The 16,915-nt window shown below is 48.8% G+C and carries 20 protein-coding genes; 7 read left to right on the top strand and 13 right to left on the bottom strand.

Annotation, left to right across the window (positions count from 1 at the left end; translation table 11 throughout):
• Positions 1–53: 53 nt before the first annotated feature.
• The gene (locus IPL32_05485; GenBank protein MBK8465265.1) at positions 54–1,031 is read left to right on the top strand and encodes a COX15/CtaA family protein; all 978 of its coding nucleotides are present in this window, start codon (positions 54–56) and stop codon (positions 1,029–1,031) included.
• On the opposite strand, the gene IPL32_05480 is transcribed toward IPL32_05485, so the two are convergent.
• On the bottom strand, positions 1,019–1,729 hold the full coding sequence (locus IPL32_05480; GenBank protein MBK8465264.1) for a lysophospholipid acyltransferase family protein: 711 nt from the start codon (positions 1,727–1,729) through the stop codon (positions 1,019–1,021). The genes IPL32_05485 and IPL32_05480 overlap by 13 nt on opposite strands.
• An 87-nt stretch (positions 1,730–1,816) precedes the next feature.
• Between IPL32_05480 and IPL32_05475 the strand changes: the two genes are divergently transcribed.
• The 4 genes from IPL32_05475 (at position 1,817) to IPL32_05460 (ending at position 5,704) form a co-directional block, all read left to right on the top strand.
• Entirely contained in the window at positions 1,817–2,626 is an 810-nt protein-coding gene (locus IPL32_05475; GenBank protein MBK8465263.1) for an ATP-binding protein, read from the top strand.
• A gap of 20 nt (positions 2,627–2,646) precedes the next feature.
• Positions 2,647–4,332 (top strand): NAD+ synthase, encoded by a 1,686-nt coding sequence (locus IPL32_05470; protein ID MBK8465262.1) that lies wholly within the window; start codon positions 2,647–2,649, stop codon positions 4,330–4,332.
• 2 nt (positions 4,333–4,334) lie between these two features.
• Positions 4,335–5,045: an SIMPL domain-containing protein gene (locus IPL32_05465; GenBank protein MBK8465261.1), complete on the top strand. Its 711-nt coding sequence runs from the start codon at positions 4,335–4,337 to the stop codon at positions 5,043–5,045.
• 80 nt (positions 5,046–5,125) lie between these two features.
• Positions 5,126–5,704 carry a hypothetical protein gene (locus IPL32_05460; GenBank protein ID MBK8465260.1) on the top strand — a complete coding sequence of 193 codons (579 nt, stop codon included), beginning with the start codon at positions 5,126–5,128 and terminating at the stop codon, positions 5,702–5,704.
• On the opposite strand, the gene IPL32_05455 is transcribed toward IPL32_05460, so the two are convergent.
• The 11 genes from IPL32_05455 to lpdA all read right to left on the bottom strand — a co-directional run bounded on the left by IPL32_05455 (position 5,701) and on the right by lpdA (position 15,422).
• Positions 5,701–6,807 (bottom strand): VWA domain-containing protein, encoded by a 1,107-nt coding sequence (locus IPL32_05455; GenBank protein MBK8465259.1) that lies wholly within the window; start codon positions 6,805–6,807, stop codon positions 5,701–5,703. The two genes, IPL32_05460 and IPL32_05455, sit on opposite strands and share 4 nt — an antisense overlap.
• Positions 6,808–6,899: 92 nt before the next feature.
• Positions 6,900–7,874 (bottom strand): OmpA family protein, encoded by a 975-nt coding sequence (locus IPL32_05450; protein ID MBK8465258.1) that lies wholly within the window; start codon positions 7,872–7,874, stop codon positions 6,900–6,902.
• Positions 7,875–8,143: 269 nt separating this feature from the next.
• Positions 8,144–9,862: a 2-oxoglutarate dehydrogenase, E2 component, dihydrolipoamide succinyltransferase gene (sucB, locus tag IPL32_05445; protein ID MBK8465257.1), complete on the bottom strand. Its 1,719-nt coding sequence runs from the start codon at positions 9,860–9,862 to the stop codon at positions 8,144–8,146.
• Between the two features lie 84 nt (positions 9,863–9,946).
• Complete coding sequence (locus tag IPL32_05440) at positions 9,947–10,165, bottom strand: hypothetical protein (GenBank protein MBK8465256.1); 219 nt, start codon at positions 10,163–10,165, stop codon at positions 9,947–9,949.
• Complete coding sequence (locus IPL32_05435) at positions 10,165–10,440, bottom strand: DUF4242 domain-containing protein (GenBank protein ID MBK8465255.1); 276 nt, start codon at positions 10,438–10,440, stop codon at positions 10,165–10,167. The genes IPL32_05440 and IPL32_05435 overlap by 1 nt, the downstream gene beginning before the upstream one ends.
• A gap of 118 nt (positions 10,441–10,558) precedes the next feature.
• On the bottom strand, positions 10,559–10,996 hold the full coding sequence (locus tag IPL32_05430) for a hypothetical protein (protein MBK8465254.1): 438 nt from the start codon (positions 10,994–10,996) through the stop codon (positions 10,559–10,561).
• 4 nt (positions 10,997–11,000) lie between these two features.
• Complete coding sequence (locus tag IPL32_05425) at positions 11,001–11,411, bottom strand: hypothetical protein (GenBank protein MBK8465253.1); 411 nt, start codon at positions 11,409–11,411, stop codon at positions 11,001–11,003.
• Entirely contained in the window at positions 11,412–11,663 is a 252-nt protein-coding gene (locus tag IPL32_05420) for a hypothetical protein (protein MBK8465252.1), read from the bottom strand. It abuts the gene before it with no gap.
• Positions 11,660–12,691, bottom strand: coding sequence for a glycosyl hydrolase (locus IPL32_05415; GenBank protein MBK8465251.1), 1,032 nt, complete (start codon positions 12,689–12,691; stop codon positions 11,660–11,662). The genes IPL32_05420 and IPL32_05415 overlap by 4 nt, the downstream gene beginning before the upstream one ends.
• Before the next feature lie 92 nt (positions 12,692–12,783).
• Positions 12,784–14,013, bottom strand: a complete 1,230-nt coding sequence (gene serA, locus IPL32_05410) for a phosphoglycerate dehydrogenase (protein ID MBK8465250.1) — start codon at positions 14,011–14,013, stop codon at positions 12,784–12,786.
• The gene (gene lpdA / locus IPL32_05405; protein MBK8465249.1) at positions 14,013–15,422 is read right to left on the bottom strand and encodes a dihydrolipoyl dehydrogenase; all 1,410 of its coding nucleotides are present in this window, start codon (positions 15,420–15,422) and stop codon (positions 14,013–14,015) included. Before lpdA ends, serA begins: the two co-directional genes overlap by 1 nt.
• A gap of 112 nt (positions 15,423–15,534) precedes the next feature.
• On the opposite strand from lpdA, the gene IPL32_05400 reads away from it, so the two are divergent.
• Positions 15,535–15,894, top strand: a complete 360-nt coding sequence (locus tag IPL32_05400) for a sulfurtransferase (protein MBK8465248.1) — start codon at positions 15,535–15,537, stop codon at positions 15,892–15,894.
• A 1-nt stretch (position 15,895) separates the two neighbouring features.
• Positions 15,896–16,582: a class I SAM-dependent methyltransferase gene (locus tag IPL32_05395; GenBank protein MBK8465247.1), complete on the top strand. Its 687-nt coding sequence runs from the start codon at positions 15,896–15,898 to the stop codon at positions 16,580–16,582.
• On the opposite strand, the gene IPL32_05390 is transcribed toward IPL32_05395, so the two are convergent.
• On the bottom strand, positions 16,579–16,890 hold the full coding sequence (locus tag IPL32_05390) for a winged helix-turn-helix transcriptional regulator (protein ID MBK8465246.1): 312 nt from the start codon (positions 16,888–16,890) through the stop codon (positions 16,579–16,581). The two genes, IPL32_05395 and IPL32_05390, sit on opposite strands and share 4 nt — an antisense overlap.
• Between the last annotated feature and the right edge of the window lie 25 nt (positions 16,891–16,915).

Genomic DNA, 16,915 nt, shown 5'->3' with positions numbered 1-16,915 from the left:
TGATATTCTACTTGTTTGAGCGGGCAAAAGCCGGAAGCTGAGATTCGCAAAAGATGCAAAAAGCAGCAAAACTATCGCGGTTGGCAAAATACGCATGGTTCGTCCTAGGATTCAACATTCTCGTGATTCTATGGGGTGTTTTTCTGCGCGCATCGAAATCGGGCGACGGCTGCGGCCAGCACTGGATCACTTGTCATGGTGAAGTAATTCCTTCCGCTCCCGAGTTAAAAACGGTCATCGAATTCACTCATCGGATCACAAGTTCACTCGCCGGGATCTTGATCATTGTATTGCTAGTCTGGGCATTTCGTCGCTGGAAATCGAACAAGAGTGACCAAAATCGGCTTACGCTGGGAGTCGCCGTAGGATCTTTCATATTCGTAGTCATCGAAGGACTGCTCGGAGCCGGTCTGGTTCTCACTGGCAACACCGCAGAAAACCTCACGCCAGAGCGTCCCTTGTGGATGGCGGCACATCTAATAAATACGTTTATTTTGCTGGCGTTTTTGACGCTTACGGCGCGTTATGCCAGCGGCGGAAAGCGTCTCGTGTTTCGGGCCCAGCCTAAATATCTGCTTGCCATCGTGATCGGTGTTATCGCGATCTTTTTGGTTGGAACAAGCGGCTCAATTGCCGCGCTTTCACATATGATCTTTCCAGCGGGAACAATTGCGGAAGGCGTGGCTCAAGATTTTTCGCAGACGTCTCATTTCCTTTTGCGTTTACGTTTGCTGCATCCGATCACAGCCATTTTGACCAGTGTTTTTCTTATATTTCTGACGGGCTGGCTCGCAAAAGAAGGTGGAAACGGCAAGACTGTCTCGCGATGGTCAAATATACTATCGATCCTAATATTAGCCCAGATTGCGTTTGGGGCGACTACGCTTTTGATGCTCGCTCCGATGGTTATGCAGTTGGGACACCTTTTACTTGCTGATCTTATCTGTATAAGCTACATCCTGTTTTCTGCTGAATTCCTTTCGTCGATTGATGGGACCGAAGGGAACACTATCACCGCTCAGGAACTCTGATGACGCCAGTCCTTACCGCTCTCGACGAGGCTGTCGAGTGATTTCTGCAATTCGAGAAGTTTCGATTCGACCTCGGCGTCATTGGCGTTAGAATCGACGGAAATGGGCTCGCCGATGATCGTAATGGCGCGTGTAAACGGCTTTGGAATTTGCATTTTATCCCAGCTATTCACAGTCCAGAATTTCTGCGGCTCAATGACAAAGGGCACGATAGGATTGCCCGTTTTTTTTGCAAGGATTATGGGGCCGAGTTTTGCCTCGTATCTTGGACCTCGTGGTCCATCGACCGTAAAGGCCATCGGCATGCCGGTTCGCATTGCCTTTATCATTTCGACAAGCGCCTTTGCTCCGCCCCGTGATGATGAACCGCGTATCGCCCCGCATCCAAATCGCTGAAGAGTACGAGCTATATATTCGCCATCGAAACTCTGCGAAGTCATTATCACAATGCCGCGGTTCCGAAAGAAATATGTGCTTAGAAAAATGCGGTTATGCCAAAGTGCATAGATAGGGACCTTGCCTGCCGTCCTGACTCTTTCAAGATTTTCTTTTCCGCGAATTTCAAAACGCGCCAGCGAGCCTAAGAACTTAATAGACAAAAAGAAAACAACGTCCGCCAGCCGGATAGTTATTCGCTGTGTTATCGAATATTTCGACAGCGACGCAAATTTAAGTAGTTTGTCTTTTTGTTCCGGCATTGTTAGAAATAACTATCAAGTTAAGGTATTATTTGCAACAACGGCAATCGTTAAGGCGTATTTCCGGTTGGCTTCTCCTTACCGTCTATGCAGCGACGAATTCTTATTATCGACGACCACGATGATCTTGCCACGGCACTCGAAGAAGTGTTTTCGCACGTCGGACATGAAGTGAAAGTGCTTGAAAAGCGTCCGAACGCTTCAGAGGTCAAGGATATTGGAACTTTCGATCTCGTAATATCTGATCTTGATGTTAGTGATCCGGTTCAACAGGCCGATATCAAAACCAACGGAAATATCACTCCCCGAGATATGTCACCAGTTAAGGCTGGTGAGCACGTTAAGGCCTTCAAACTGAGCGCTGCTAATTTTCGCCGCGATAACTTTGAAGAGGATCTGCTAAAAGACTTGGTCGCGACAGTGCTCGACTATAAGATCAGGTTTGTGGACAAAGAGGAAGTCGTACAGGGTTTGCGTGAGAGTATTGAGTTTGAGCTGCCCAGCGTCATCTCGCTGATGCATATTGTTCTTGAATATCTAATGAAACGCGTCGAAAAACTCGGCGTCTGTAAACCTGAACAGTCCAACCTTTTTGTGGCTCTCGACGAAGCGTTTGTTAATGCGGTCAAGCATGGTAACAAGTTCGACGTAGGAAAAATGATCCGTGTGGCCGCCGAAGTGTCTCCGGCTGAAGCGCGATTTACCATAGAAGATCAAGGTGACGGTTTTGATGTAAATAACATTCCGGACCCGCTGGATCCTGAAAATCTTTTTAAGACCTCGGGCCGCGGAGTACTTTTTATTTACAACATAATGGACGAGGTCAAATACAATGATCGCGGCAACCGGTTAACAATGGTAAAAAAGGCTCCTGTGGACAAAAAACAAGAGGCTTGAATGCGGTAGAATAGTGGCAGATGAAAGTAACCATTGCCCAGATCAACACCACCAACGGCGACCTCAAAGGCAACACTCAAAAAATAATTCAGGCGATAGAAAAAGCGCGTGTTGACGGTTCGGATCTGGTCGTCTTTCCCGAAGTTTCGACACACGGCTATACTTCGCAGGACTGGTTTCAGGATGCGGACATAATAGAACATTCGCCCGATCCGTTGCGTGAGATCGTTCCGGCAACGCTGGGTATAACGGCGATCGTTGGAACTGTCAGGCCCAATGAAAGTGCTGACGGCAGAAGGCTCTTTAATTGTGCGGCCGTGATGCATAATGGCGAGCTGTTAGGATTTGCTGACAAATCGCTGCTTCCTGAATACGACGTTTTTGATGATCCACGTTACTTTGAACCGGGCGATGCGCGGCGGATATTTGACGTTAACGGAACAAAACTCGGCGTTGTCGTATGCGAAGATTTTTGGAACGACAAGACTTTTTGGCGCGAGCGGCTTTACGAGCACGATCCGACTGATGAGGTTGTTGCTTTGGGTGCCGACGTTATCATTTCGATCAACGCATCGCCCTATAACAAGGGCAAGATAAAGCTTCGCTGCGACATGGTCGCTCATCGGGCAAAGCTGCAGAAGAAGCCTATAGTTTTCGTCAACCTTGTCGGAGGAAACGACGGCATCATCTTTGACGGAGCAAGCCTGATAGCCGATGAGGAAGGCGATATTATTCTGCAGGCGACGGCGTTTGAGGAATTTGTCGAGACCGTCGAGCTCGACGTTCGAAAGCCTGATGCCCGCGGCATTACCGGAAACGAGATCGAGTCTATTCGCGAAGCACTCGTTCTCGGCATCCGCGACTATGCTCAGAAGAATGGATTTAAGAAAGCCGTTCTCGGCCTTTCCGGTGGAATAGATTCCGCATTGGTGACTGCTCTTGCGGCTGAGGCCCTGGGAGCGGAAAATCTTCTGTGCGTGATGATGCCGTCGCCTTTCTCATCAGAGGGAAGCGTGAAAGATAGCGTGGACTTGGTCGCTAATCTTGGCTGCGAGAGCCGCATTGAACCGATCTCTGATACTTTTGATGTCCTGCTGCAACAAATGGAGATGCACAAGCCTTCAAAGGGCGGCGAGAGCCTTGCAGCCGAGAATATGCAGTCGCGCATTCGCGGCGTTATTCTGATGGCGATCTCAAATGCCGAAGGCAGCCTTGTGCTATCGACCGGCAACAAGAGCGAGCTCGCAGTCGGATATTGCACGCTCTACGGCGATACAAATGGCGGACTTGCCGTGCTCGGGGACGTCCTGAAAACCGAAGTCTGGCAGATCGCACGCCACATCAACGAAAAGGCTGGACGAGAGATCATTCCGAACAAGATCATCGATAAAAAACCTTCGGCAGAACTCGCCCCAAATCAATTTGATCAGGACAGCCTGCCGCCTTACGAAGCGATGGACCCTGTTCTGAAAATGTATTTCGAGCAAAAGGCCTCACCAGCCGAAATCATCGCCGCAGGGAATGATGCTGATCTCGTTTACGGCATTCTCAACAAAGTCGAGCATCCGGCAAATGAATTCAAAAGGCAGCAACTGCCGCCGACTTTGATAATCTCAAAGAACGCTATTGGCGTTGGTCGTCGCAGGCCGATCACGCATAAATATCGCCGAACAAATCGTGCTACTATGTTTTCACAAGGAGACTAACTATGAAAGCGATCATTGCTGCTACATTTCTTATAGTAGTTTTGACTTTAACCTTGTTTGGGCAAGATATCGTTGATGCTATTCGTGGTATAGAAGTTACCGGAACCGCCGAACGTATGGTTATTCCAGATGAACTTACTTTCCGAATCGCGTTGGCAGAACGGATGGGTACCCGCGGCAAGATCACCATCGAACAACAAGAGACCCAGCTTCGCCTTGAGCTTGAAAAGATAGGAGTGGATCTTGCAAAAGATCTTTCAATCTACGATATCTCCGCGAGATATGTCCGTCAGCGAAGACTCAAGGATGTGCTTGCCAGTCAGGACTATCGACTCATAGTCAGGGATCTAAACAAGGTTGCTCCTCTACAGGAAATAGCGGATCGGATCAACGTTAGCCGCCTCGACTTGGTCGTTGCCACGAATTCTCGCATTGACGAGATACGACGAGAGTTGCGGATCGAGGCTATTAAAGGGGCTAAGACTAAGGCCGAATATCTGATGTCCGCGATTGGTGGAAAGGTCGGCAGTGCTATCTTTGTTAAAGAAATCGACAATGAGTCGCTGAATATCTTTGAAAAGCGGAACCAATATTCTTATTATTCTGCAAATGCGATGTCTAACGCTGCCGTGAGATCAATTTACGGCGAACCACTCTCGTTTGCTCCTGAAAAGGTTCGTTGTGTCATCCTCGCTAGATTTGAAATCCAATAGTTTTTTGTGCAAGAACCTCTTTAGAACTCCGTTCATAAGACAACAGCATACGCTGAGTAATAATTGAACGGAGTTTACCTATGTCTAAATTTGAGAGTCCTTTAAACAATATTAGTATAGCCAGTCCGTGCAGTGCGGATTGGAATGAGATGTATGGCGACGACCGCAAGCGCTTTTGCGGTGAGTGCAAGCTCAATGTTTACAACCTTTCGGGAATGAGTCGCGACGAAGCGGAATCTTTGATGATGAATTCGGAAGGCCGACTTTGCGTTCGTTTTTACAAACGAGCGGACGGCAGCGTCATCACGCAGGATTGCCCTATTGGTTGGGCTAAGGTGAAGCAGCGAACAAAGATCTTTGCGACCGCTTTGGCATCTTTGATCATGGCTTTATTTACAGGCATTTTGTTTGTATCTGCTTTTTCTAAGGGCCGAACGATAATGGGAGAGATAGCCCGCCCGTTAGTAATTCCTTCGCCGACACCGATACCGCTAATGGGAGCGATCGCCGCCCCGCCTAAAAATGCCAACGCCGAGATCAAGGGAGACGTGGTTCAAGGCAAGGTTGCTGCTCCGCAGAAAAAACAATCGAATGAAAAGTTTGAGATGGGAAAGATGAAAGTAATTTCAAGCGAGAGCATCGTAAGCAAAAATAGCTAGTTCTTGACGTAGTAGCCTTGTCTCGCACGCACTCGTGGGGTACCGTGGTTATCGACGTCAACGTTTAGTTTTACATATTTACTAACAGGGAAATCGGCTTCGGAATAATATTGAACTAGATATTGTGCCCGCAGTTCGCCGGCAAGCTGGCGAAAGATAAGATCGAGAGTCGTTTTGTTTTTGCGAGTGTTGCCCGAATTCTGCAAAGCGTCCTTTGTGTCAATTGGCTGAAACTTCGGTAGATATGCCGAGCCGCCAGTCGCGTCTGCAAAGGTCTGCATATTTTCCTGGCCAAAAACGCTGATCTGATTCAACTGATAAGAACTGCCGGCAGGATTTATCGAGTAAAAAACCGAGTCGGCGTCCTGAAGTTGTTTCAAAACTTTTGAGCGCTCGGCCTTTTTCGTTTTCTCTTGAGCCAAAGCCAAGATTTTTCCGACTTTTTTTAATTCAGGATCAGGGTTTCCTGATGAGATATTTGATTCCGCAACACGCTGCGTCATCCGCAGGCCTTCGCTAAAATTGTCTTCGCCATCAGAGATAACAACGATCACCCTTCGAGTGCCGAGCGGCGATTTTGTTCTCAGTTCCTTTGCGGCGGCAGAGACAGTATCGAAAAATGCGGTTGCTCCTTTTGTTGCGGAAATCGTCAGGACGCTTTCTATCGATCTCTCTGAAACATCTCGACCCTGCACTAAGACCGGTTTTTGGCCGATCGTATAAATAGTAGCTCTGTCTTCCGGCCTTAACACTTCCCTCAGGAATTTAGCGGCTGTTTCCTGCTGAAATTTGAACATCGCATCGGTGCTGGCGGACACATCAAAAAGCAATGCGATCTCAAGCGGCACCTTATCTGCTGATCCGACATTTTCAATGTTTTGAGCTTTGCCCTCTTCTAATACACGGAAATCTCTTGCAGTGAGTCCTTCAACAGGATTGCCGTTAGCATCAGTTACTGAAACCGGCACTACAACTAGTCTAGATGAAACCTTGATGACCTCGTCGTCATTTTTTGGTTTTGTATTGGGTGTTTGAGCGATCAGGCAGCTGACTGAGGCAATTAAGATTGCAGTAATTACCAACTTATTTTTGATTCCAAACATTATGATTTGCCCCTATCAAACTTTAGATACCAAAAAGGATATCCGTGTCAGCACAACGCTCGACATCGGATATCCCTTTCAAAATAACCAAATTACTGGCCGGTGGTATCGGCAGGTTGTGATTTGACCTCGACATTTTGGTTAAGGCCGCGGCTGACCAAGAGTTTGATCTCTACGCGCCGATTCTGTTCACGGCCCTCGCGGGTTGCGTTATCGGCAACTGCCTGCAGCTCTCCAAAACCATAAGATGGCGTAAATCGGCGAAGCGAGATGTTGTGGTTATCGATCAAATACTCTCGGACAGCTTTTTCACGACGCTCGCTAAGGGCTTTATTGGCCTTTGCACTGCCATCGGCTGACGCAAAGCCTGTGATCTCGATCATATAGCCTTTAAGGCCGGTTGCTGTTGTCGCAACTTCGTCGAGTTGGGTTTTTGCTTCAGACGTAAGAGCCGCACTTCCGACTTTGAAATTGACGGTCGCCGTGGTCTGTGTGACGTAGTCGTCAAGATCGGAGATACGTTTGTTGGTGGCATTTACACCCGCAACTGCGGCATCTGCTGTATCCTGAGCAGCCTTAGCACCGCCTTTCGCAGCGTTTGAGATCGCCATCAATTCGTCGATCTGGCCGGAAATGCGTTGAGCATTCTGTTCGGTGGCTGTTAGGCGTTCTTCAGCTGGAGCAACTCTTGAGTTGATCGCGGTCGCCATTTTGAGATCGTCCTTGCCGGAACGTACTTTGTTGACAGCAACAGCACCGGTGCTGTCGCCGATACCTTCTACTTCCACGTTCAGGCCTCGAACGATCGAATTAGCCGGAAACTTGTCGCCGCCTCCAAAAAAGCCGCCTTTTGTTTTAATGCTGGCATTTGGGGTGACGACTATCTTGGTGTCAACACCGACCGCATCACGAACTACAAATGTATTAGCATCATCTTGGGCGACCACAACACCTTTGATCTTATATTTTTGTCCGGCAACCGCAGAACGAAGCTGTGCATCCTGAGCAAAAGCGCTGACCGCACCGATAGTGAGGGCTAATATTAATACTGATATTTTCTTAAACATTCCTGATCCTCCTAAAAGAAAAAATGGCAAATTAATTTAAAAGTCTTGTGGACTACAAAGTTCTATGACGCCATTGAAAGCCTTCGGGTTGTGTGTGAAATAACCTGTCTAATATCTGAACACTTGTAAATGACGTCAAGATCTGTCGAAGAACGTGATAAAAGGAAGTCCAAAGACTCTAATTGTGAAGCAATGCCGAAAGGCCTAATACAATCAAGAATACACAAAATAATTACAAATGCAAACAATATTTTACACGTTGTTTGCGGTCAAATACTAAACGGAGCATTTTCGAGGTAGCCCTTTAGATACGCCAAGAACTTTTCGGCATCGGCTCCGTCCACGATGCGGTGGTCGTAAGTCAATGCAAAATAGGCCATTTGGCGGATCGCAATGTAATCGTCGCCATCAGACGAGGTTAGAACTTTTGCACGTTTTTCAATAGTTCCGACGCAGAGAATGGCGACCTGCGGCTGATTTATGATCGGTGTGCCGAAAAGCCCGCCGAAAACACCGGGATTTGTGATCGTGAAGGTGCCACCCTGAACTTCGTCGGGTTTGAGCCGTTTAGTTCGGGCACGATCGGCAAGGTCATTGGCGGCTGTTGCCAATTGCGGGAGCGAGAGCGTGTCGGCGTTCTTAATAACCGGTACGATAAGGCCCCAATCGAGTGCGACTGCCATACCGAGATTGATGTCGCCTTTGTAAATGATCTGATCGCCGTTAACTTGAGAATTGACGATGCGAAATTCTCGGATCGCCGCCGTCACCGCTTGGAAAATAAACGGCATAAACGTCAGTTTTGTGCCAAAACGTGCCTGAAAGTCAGGCTGATGAGCAGTTCTAAACTTCGCGACGTTCGTCATATCGATCTCGTAAACGCTAGTGACGTGTGCCGAGGTCTGTTTGGAAAACGTCATGTGTTCGGCGATCTTTTTACGCATCACGGACATTTTTTCGACGCGGTCTTCCATCGAAGCGACCGTTTGCGGCACTGTGTATGCAGCTTTTGGCTTCGAAGCAGATGAGACAGGCATCGACGGTGCGCCTTTGACCAAAAGATCCTGAGGCCTCAACGCCGCTCCGGTTTCGATGAAAGAGAGAATGTCATTCTTTGTAACACGGCCGCTAATGCCGCTGCCGGGAATTCGAGTGATGTCGATGCCGTGTTCTTTTGCTATGTTGCGAACAAGCGGGCTCGATTTTTGACGACGCAATTCATCGATTGTTGAATTGCCATTCGAACCGCCATTTGAGTGTTGAGTGCTGAGTGCTGAGTGCTGAGATGCGGAAGAAGCAGTTGCAGCCTGAGCAACCGGCGGCTCATCAACCAGACTCTGGGCTTCGGGCTTTGGACTTTGAACGGTGGCTCCGCTAACTCCAACTAAGGCTAACACCGCTCCAACCTCAACTGTTTCGCCTTCCTGAACGTTGATCGAAAGTAAAGTTCCGCGCGCAGGAGAAGGCACTTCGGCATCGACCTTATCAGTTGATATCTCAAGCAGCGGCTCGTCTTTCTCGATCTTGTCACCGACCGCCTTGAGCCATTTGGAAACTGTACCTTCAGTTATCGATTCGCCCATTTGGGGCATTATGATCTCGGTCGCGTCGGACGATTGCGGATTGTGGATTGTGGATTGCGGAGTTGCAGGTGTCGCAGCGTTCACGGGTTCTGTAGGCGCCACAGTCGCTAACGCAACCGGGTCTGACGCAACCGTTCCAGTCTCTTGTCTCACAGCTCCAGACTCGGTTTCCTCGCCGACAACAGCGACCACAGTGCCAACTTCGACTGTTTCGCCCTCCTGCGTATTTATTGCCAGCAAAATGCCTGCGCCGGGGCTTGGCACCTCGGCATCGACCTTGTCGGTCGAGATCTCAAGTATGGCCTCGTCCTTTTCGACGCGCTCGCCGATCTTTTTCAGCCACTTTGAAACAGTTCCTTCGGTTATCGACTCGCCCATCTGAGGCATTACGACTTCAACGCTCATAAATTCTCCGTACGAATATCAACATATAGGATACAAAAATTCCTCGGATATGAGAATTTCGCTAATCAAAGCACCTTTTTATTTTCATTTGCGGCGAAGCCGGACGATCGAGATCATCGTGACAAAATAAACGATCAGAAAAGCCGTTGCAAGTAGGAAATACAGCATCGACTGCCGAATATAATAGGCGAACATCATCGCCAGAAAGAACAGGAACGACAGCACTGCGACAAACGCGGCTCGCTGTGCTTGTGCCGGAGGCATAGGGGTGTTGGTTGGAGTTTTGCTTTGCTGGTCGGTCACTATCCTTCTGCAGTTGTCGGGTCGATGACGTTTTTGACCTCAGCGATACTGTTCGCCGGGAATCCGCCGCGTGTGGCGTGTTCGCGGACCATTTCTTCATTGGGAGCAATGTAGATGCAATATATTTTATCGCCCGTTACAAAGCTCTGAACCCACTGTATCTGCGGGCCAAGTTCGCTCAGCACGCCGCAAGACGTTTGCGAGATGCCTTGCAACTGGTCAGCGGTAAGATCGCCCGCTCCGGGAATCTCTCTTTCGATCACATATTTTGGCATATGAATTTTCTTTTCCTGTAAGTGTGTCAAACTCCTCAAGCGACAATGCCTCTGCGACCTTGGCGTTCCTTGCTTAAATTAGTTTCTTAACGCAGAGATCGCAAAGCACGCAGAGAAACTAATTTAATTTTCTTGTTTCATCCTCACTCTCGTCAAACAGAACGCTCACGGGTGTATGCGTTGGCGGCAGGGCAGCGGCATAAGCTGACATATCCTTTTGAATTTTATCAACGGCTTCCTGGCCGCGTTCGAGATCCTCGGCTTTTATTTTGAGGATGAGTTTGCCGCTGTCATTTGGCAGACCGATCATTGCGGCAAGGGATTTTGTACGGATCTCGATCTTGGCACTGCGTTTGAAAACGCCTTTTTTGAACTTTATGTCTAGAATATCCTGAATCGAGATGCGACCTTCTTCTACGCCGGTCGAGACGAGGCCGAGCATCTTTGTCTCAAATTCGAGCACGATACCCGCACTCGAAAACTTTGCAAAGCCATTGACCTCAGCCAGCCCTTGGTACTTATCCGTCTTAAATGGAATGCTCGTAAAATTTTGCATATCACTAACAAATCCAAAAACCACCTGTGGCTATAAAGCCAATTATTGCAGGAATATCCAAAGCAAAAGACCAAACGATGCCCAACACAATGTTTGTTACCAATGAGTCCTTATAGTTGGAACTCTTTCGGTAGAAAATCCACAGTGTTAAGTACCACTCAAAAATTCTGAATGGTATAAGTCCGAACAGAAAGACAATAAGAGCTAGATTGAGGGTTATCAAACCAGCAAATCCTACGGCTGCTCCAAGCAACATTCCAAGAACAGTACGCGCGGCTCCGAACAAGAAAGGATTTGCATTACTTTCATCAAATCGAGCGTTGAAAAAATAGGCCGAACAGGTATAACCAACAAATTTAACGGCCGCCAACGCAATATAGCTTTGAGGCTCGTCAAATACCGGTCCTCCTGGCATCTAGCTTTTCCTCCCCATCAAGTATTTCCCGATCCCAAACAAACTGATAATAAGCCAGAAAAATTCTACTACAAAGGAAGGGAAGTTAAAGTCGTAATAAAGCGAGATCAGTATCAGCGCCGCACCAACGGCGTTCATCACAGAATACGCCAATTGATCGCTCCGCAAACGCCCGACCTGCAGCAGAATATAAGCGAGAACAATTACGCCAACGCCAAGCGTTCCGAGAATGTCGTACCAGGCGTATGTCATTTTTTCATTTTAACGACCATGCCTTTTGGACCGACTGCCCAAACTGCTCGTTTACCGTTCGCGGCGACTGCGTTCAAGTTTTCATCTCCGATCTTCTTCCACGTCTTGCCTCCGTCGCGAGTCATGTCCGTGCCATTCGTGCCGACTGCGATGATCGTTTTCTTATCAACGTAGGTGACCGCCGATCTATAGCCGCTCAAACCGGTTCCAAGTTTCCATGTTTCGCCACTGTTGTGTGTGAAAGCTAAATTATCTATAGCCTCGTTCGGCTTCTCATAATCGCCTCCGACAATAACTCCATTCTGTATATCGAACATGGCTATTGAGAAAATACCGCTGCCGGAAGAGCCGTGGACAAAAGGAGTAGAAAAAGCCTCCCAGTCCGATGCTCCGGTGTTAGGGGACCAAAACGCGCGAAAAACCCGGGCACCGCTTCCGCCTGTAACAAAGAACCTGTAAAGAAAGTTATGTGTCAAACATGTGCCACTCGCCGCAAACGCAGCCTCGTCTGATCGTGCTTTGGGGCTGACCATAGTAAACTCCGACGCAAATGTTGAATCCCAATACTCTCCGCCGTCCCTAGTTTCGGTCAAAAGAAAATGGTTTTCGACAGGATCGCTTAGAGCATAACAGTGCTCTCGGGAACTACAGTCAATTGCATCAAAGAACGCCTTTTCACTTTTATTGCGAAACTGTTCCTTCCAAGTCTTGCCGCCGTCGATCGTTTTGTAGATCCGTGAAGATTCGCCGTTGCCGATGCTGAGAATATAAGCCGTGTTTGCATCAAAAGCCTCGATGTCGCGGAAGTCGAGTTTCTCGGCGCCGGGAACTGTCATTACCTTCCACGTCTTGCCGCCGTCGATAGTGCGAATGACTGTTCCTTCAGTGCCGCTTGCCCAGATGACTTTTTCGTTCACGACCGACAGGCCGCGAAACGATGCGGTCGTGTTGACGGTTTGTCTAACCCATTGGGCGTTAATAAATTGAAAAGAAAATAGGACAGTGACGAGGCAGAGTAAAAACTTCATAAGAGAATTTAACCACAGATGAACACAGATAAGCACAGATATAAGAAAATTTCTTATCTGTTTCTATCTGTGTTCATCTGTGGTTAAAATTCCTAATAAACCATTCTCGCGCGGATAGTTCCTTTGATGCCTTTTAGTATCTCGAACGCATCTTTTGATATTCGCGAATCGACGTCGAGGATGACGTAGCCGATCTCGGGATTGGTGTTGAGGAATTGGCCGGTGATGTTGAGGCCGCGTTTTGAGAGGCGTGAGTTTATCTGGCCTAGCACGCCCGGGATGTTTCGGTGAATGTGCAGGATGCGGTGCGTTCCGCTCTGCGGCGGCAAGGAAACGGGCGGAACGGTGTGTGAGCCTTCACTTGTGCCGAGTTCGAGATATTTTATGAGCTTTGCTGTTACGTCGAGGCCGATGTTCGCCTGCGCTTCCTCGGTCGAACCGCCGATGTGCGGCGTGAGTATGACGTTTGGCAGATTTTGTAGAACCGATGAAAAAGCGTCACCGTTCTTTTCCGGCTCGGACGGAAAAACATCAATTGCTGCACCTGAAAGTTGGTCTTTGTCGAGAGCATTTTTTAACGCTTTCAGATCAACGACATCGCCTCGGCTGTAATTGAGCAAGATACCGCCTTTTTTCATCGACTTAAGCGTATCGGCGTTGATCATGTTTCGCGTGGTCGCGTCCGACGGCACGTGGAGCGTCACGATGTCAGAGTTTTTCAATAGCTCTTTCAAATCCCGAAACTGTTTTGCATTCCCAAGCGGCAGCTTTGTCGCGATGTCGTAATAAATAACCTGCATCCCCAACGATTCAGCCATCGCCGAAACCTGCGAACCGATATTGCCGTAACCGACAATGCCAAGCGTCTTGCCGCGAAGCTCAAAGCTGCCTTTTGCTTCCTTCAACCATTCCCCACGATGTGCCGCCGCGTTCTTATCCGGAATCTTCCGTATCAACATCACGCACAGCCCGATCACAAGCTCCGCGACCGAACGCGTATTAGCATGAGGCGCATTAAACACCGCAACACCTTTTTCGGTCGCCACTTTGAGATCGACCTGATTGACCCCAATACAAAAACACCCAACCGCAAGCAGCTTATCCGCCGCTGCGATTACATTTTTGGTGATTTGCGTCTTTGAGCGAATCCCAACCAAATGAACACCCTTGACTGCCTTTATCAACTCAGCTTCGCTCAACGCGCCGTTGATCTTCTGAACATTCGCATACCCACCCACGCGCAGTTCCTCAACCGCTGCATCGGAAATGTTCTCAAGCAGAAGAATATTGATTTTATTGCGAGGGTACGAGGTTGACGCCATTACATATGTATCGTCAGATCGTGCACGCCTTCGGCGGCTTCCATTACGGATTCGCTTACTGTGGGGTGGGCGTGGATGATGCGGCCTAGTTCGTCGGCGGTGGATTCGAGGGCCATGGCGACGCAGGCTTCGGCTAGCAACTCGGTCGCGTGCGGGCCGATGATGTGGACGCCAAGGACCTCGTCGTATTTCTTTTCGGCGACGATCTTTACAAAACCGTCGGTCTCGCCGAGGATGCGAGCTTTGCCGGAAGCGGAGAACGGGAATTTGCCTACTTTGACGTCATAGCCTGCTTCTTTGGCTTTGGCTTCGGTAAGGCCGACGCTTGCTACTTCGGGGTCACAGTAGGTGCAGTTGGGGACGAGGTTTTGTTTGATCGGCTCGACCTTTTTGCCGGCGATCTTTTCGATGACCAAGATGCCTTCTTTTGAAGCGAGATGGGCGAGCCAGGCAGTGTCGATGACGTCCCCGATGGCGTACACGTTAGGTTCGCCGGTTTCGCAATATTCGTTGACCTTGATCGTTCCGCGCGGGTTTACGACTACCTTGGTGTTTTCGAGGCCGAGATTTTCTAAATATGGCATACGGCCGACTGCAACCAGCAGCATTTCCGCTTCAAACGAAACATCGTCGCCTTTCGCGTTTTTGCCCGAAACCTTAACGCCTTTTTTGTCTTTCGTTAGCTTATCGAGCTTTACGCCCGTTTCGCATTTGATGCCCTGTTTTTTGAAACTGCGTAGCAATTCCTTAGAAACGTCAGCGTCTTCGATCGGAACGATGCGGTCGAGTAACTCGATCACCGTTGTGTCGCAACCAAACCGAGCATAAACGCTTGCAAACTCAACTCCGACAGCACCAGAACCCATTACGATCATCGATTTTGGAACGTTGGTCAATTCAAGAATATGATCGGAATTAACAACCTGCTTGCCGTCGGTTTCAAAACCTGGGATCGGCCGCACGACTGAACCAGTTGCAATGATAATGTTCTTGGTTTCGATGGTTTCTTTTTTGCCGCCGTCAAGAGCGACCTCGACCTTACCTTTGCCCGCGATTTTGCCAAATCCGTTGAAAATAGTGACCTTATTCTTTTTCATCAGATAGGTCACGCCGGCTGAGTTTTTTGAAACGACATCGGATTTGTATTTCTGGACAGCCGGAAAGTCGTAACTCAAGCCATCCACTTTCAAGCCGAAATGCTCGAATTCGCCGGCTTTTTGATAAAGATGAGCTGCGTTTAGGAGTGCTTTTGTCGGGATACAGCCTCGCAGGCCGCAAGTGCCGCCTAGTCGTGCGTCTTTCTCTTTTTCGATGATCGCGACCTTTAATCCAAGTTGTCCGGCACGCACCGCAGCGACATAGCCGCCAGGTCCGGAGCCGATAATTGTTACGTCAAATTGTTCTGCCAATGTAGTTAACCTCGTCTAAAATAATTAAAAAACATGCGTAAGACTCATTATATGGCTTTAGCCCGACTCAAGCTAGTGAATCGGTCGCGGTTTGCGGTAAACTGAAGGCATTATGATACTTTCTGAAGAGTTTTTGGCTATAGTTCACGACGCAAAAAGCCGTGTCAACGAATGTGGTGTTGTAAAGGCACGCGCACTGGTCGCAAAAGGTGCCGTGCTGATCGATGTTCGCGAGGACAACGAATACGCCGCCGGACACGCTGCCGGTGCAAAACACATGGGGCGCGGCATTATCGAACGCGATATTGTTCAAGCCCATCCTGATAAATCGACAGAGATCGTTCTTTATTGCGGCGGTGGTTATCGCTCTGCCCTTGCCGCAGATAATTTGCAAAAGATGGGCTATACCAACGTCTGGTCGATGGACGGCGGCTGGGCGGCGTGGAAGGAATCTGGAGCTCCGACCGTATAAAATGGGCGAGACTAAAGATATCGAAGAACGAAGAGCTCGCGTTCGAGCCATCCAGGAAGAGTTTGCCGCGCGCGGCGACACCTTAGGTTGGTTTGACGCACTTTACAAAGAAGCGGCTGGCGATAATGACGTGATCCCGTGGGCCGATCTCGAGCCGAATTCGTATTTTCGAAAATGGGCAGAGGCCAACGAACTGAAAGGCAATGGCCGCAGTGCGTTGGTTGTCGGCTGCGGGCTTGGCGACGATGCCAAGTATCTGCATGATCTTGGCTTCAAGGTGACTGCGTTTGATATTTCACCGACGGCTATCGAGTGGGCAAAGAAATTGTACGGCGAGACGGAGATTCAATTTGAGGTCGCCGACCTTTTTCAGCCGTCTCGCGGGTGGTTAAGCGCATTCGATCTTGTGCTTGAGATCTATACGATACAGCCGCTGCCACCCGAAATGCGGCCATCTGTCATTGATGCAGTCGCTGCTTTTGTTGCAGAAAACGGTAAGTTGGTTGTTGTGACACGCGGGCGCGAGGACGAGGAAGAGCCGAATGAAATGCCTTGGCCTTTATCACGTCGTGATCTAAGCCGATTTGAGCAGAATGGCTTGATGCAGACAGATTTTGTAGTTATGGATGCGGAAAACGAGAATGAACCGCATCGGTTTGTTGTCGAATATACCCATCGTCCCAATTAGCCGAACATAGCGCTTCGTTCATTGAACCGCTGCTTCAAACTGCCGCAAACTACGTCGCAAAGAGCGAAGACAGATTCGTCGGCGATGCGGTAATAGACCGTGTTTCCATCCTGGCGCCGAGCGACAAGATCTTCATCCTGAAGTATCTTCAAGTGTTTGCTGATATTTGGCTGAGTTGAATTTACGGCCTGAGTTGTTGCGGAAACGCTCGATTCACCCTTCTGCAGATGCTGAAGTATCTGCAATCGCAGCGGCTCCGACAGCACCTTAAACCTTCCGGCTACATAACTTATGGCCTCGGCAGACATTTCTTGATCATTTTGCATTTTATTA

The sequence above is a fragment of the Chloracidobacterium sp. genome, assembly GCA_016711345.1.
GTDB lineage: Bacteria > Acidobacteriota > Blastocatellia > Pyrinomonadales > Pyrinomonadaceae > OLB17.
Note: the sequence above shows the minus strand (reverse complement) of the source record. Positions and strands in the feature narration are given on the sequence as shown.

What these genes read in the sequence shown, in the direction of transcription:
- IPL32_05485 (MBK8465265.1), top strand. Translation starts at nt 54, where the DNA reads ATGCAAAAAGCAGCAAAACTATCGCGGTTGGCAAAATACGCATGGTTC.
- IPL32_05480 (MBK8465264.1), bottom strand. Translation starts at nt 1,729, where the DNA reads ATGCCGGAACAAAAAGACAAACTACTTAAATTTGCGTCGCTGTCGAAA.
- IPL32_05475 (MBK8465263.1), top strand. Translation starts at nt 1,817, where the DNA reads ATGCAGCGACGAATTCTTATTATCGACGACCACGATGATCTTGCCACG.
- IPL32_05470 (MBK8465262.1), top strand. Translation starts at nt 2,647, where the DNA reads ATGAAAGTAACCATTGCCCAGATCAACACCACCAACGGCGACCTCAAA.
- IPL32_05465 (MBK8465261.1), top strand. Translation starts at nt 4,335, where the DNA reads ATGAAAGCGATCATTGCTGCTACATTTCTTATAGTAGTTTTGACTTTA.
- IPL32_05460 (MBK8465260.1), top strand. Translation starts at nt 5,126, where the DNA reads ATGTCTAAATTTGAGAGTCCTTTAAACAATATTAGTATAGCCAGTCCG.
- IPL32_05455 (MBK8465259.1), bottom strand. Translation starts at nt 6,807, where the DNA reads ATGTTTGGAATCAAAAATAAGTTGGTAATTACTGCAATCTTAATTGCC.
- IPL32_05450 (MBK8465258.1), bottom strand. Translation starts at nt 7,874, where the DNA reads ATGTTTAAGAAAATATCAGTATTAATATTAGCCCTCACTATCGGTGCG.
- sucB (MBK8465257.1), bottom strand. Translation starts at nt 9,862, where the DNA reads ATGAGCGTTGAAGTCGTAATGCCTCAGATGGGCGAGTCGATAACCGAA.
- IPL32_05435 (MBK8465255.1), bottom strand. Translation starts at nt 10,440, where the DNA reads ATGCCAAAATATGTGATCGAAAGAGAGATTCCCGGAGCGGGCGATCTT.
- IPL32_05430 (MBK8465254.1), bottom strand. Translation starts at nt 10,996, where the DNA reads ATGCAAAATTTTACGAGCATTCCATTTAAGACGGATAAGTACCAAGGG.
- IPL32_05425 (MBK8465253.1), bottom strand. Translation starts at nt 11,411, where the DNA reads ATGCCAGGAGGACCGGTATTTGACGAGCCTCAAAGCTATATTGCGTTG.
- IPL32_05420 (MBK8465252.1), bottom strand. Translation starts at nt 11,663, where the DNA reads ATGACATACGCCTGGTACGACATTCTCGGAACGCTTGGCGTTGGCGTA.
- IPL32_05415 (MBK8465251.1), bottom strand. Translation starts at nt 12,691, where the DNA reads ATGAAGTTTTTACTCTGCCTCGTCACTGTCCTATTTTCTTTTCAATTT.
- serA (MBK8465250.1), bottom strand. Translation starts at nt 14,013, where the DNA reads ATGGCGTCAACCTCGTACCCTCGCAATAAAATCAATATTCTTCTGCTT.
- IPL32_05400 (MBK8465248.1), top strand. Translation starts at nt 15,535, where the DNA reads ATGATACTTTCTGAAGAGTTTTTGGCTATAGTTCACGACGCAAAAAGC.
- IPL32_05395 (MBK8465247.1), top strand. Translation starts at nt 15,896, where the DNA reads ATGGGCGAGACTAAAGATATCGAAGAACGAAGAGCTCGCGTTCGAGCC.
- IPL32_05390 (MBK8465246.1), bottom strand. Translation starts at nt 16,890, where the DNA reads ATGTCTGCCGAGGCCATAAGTTATGTAGCCGGAAGGTTTAAGGTGCTG.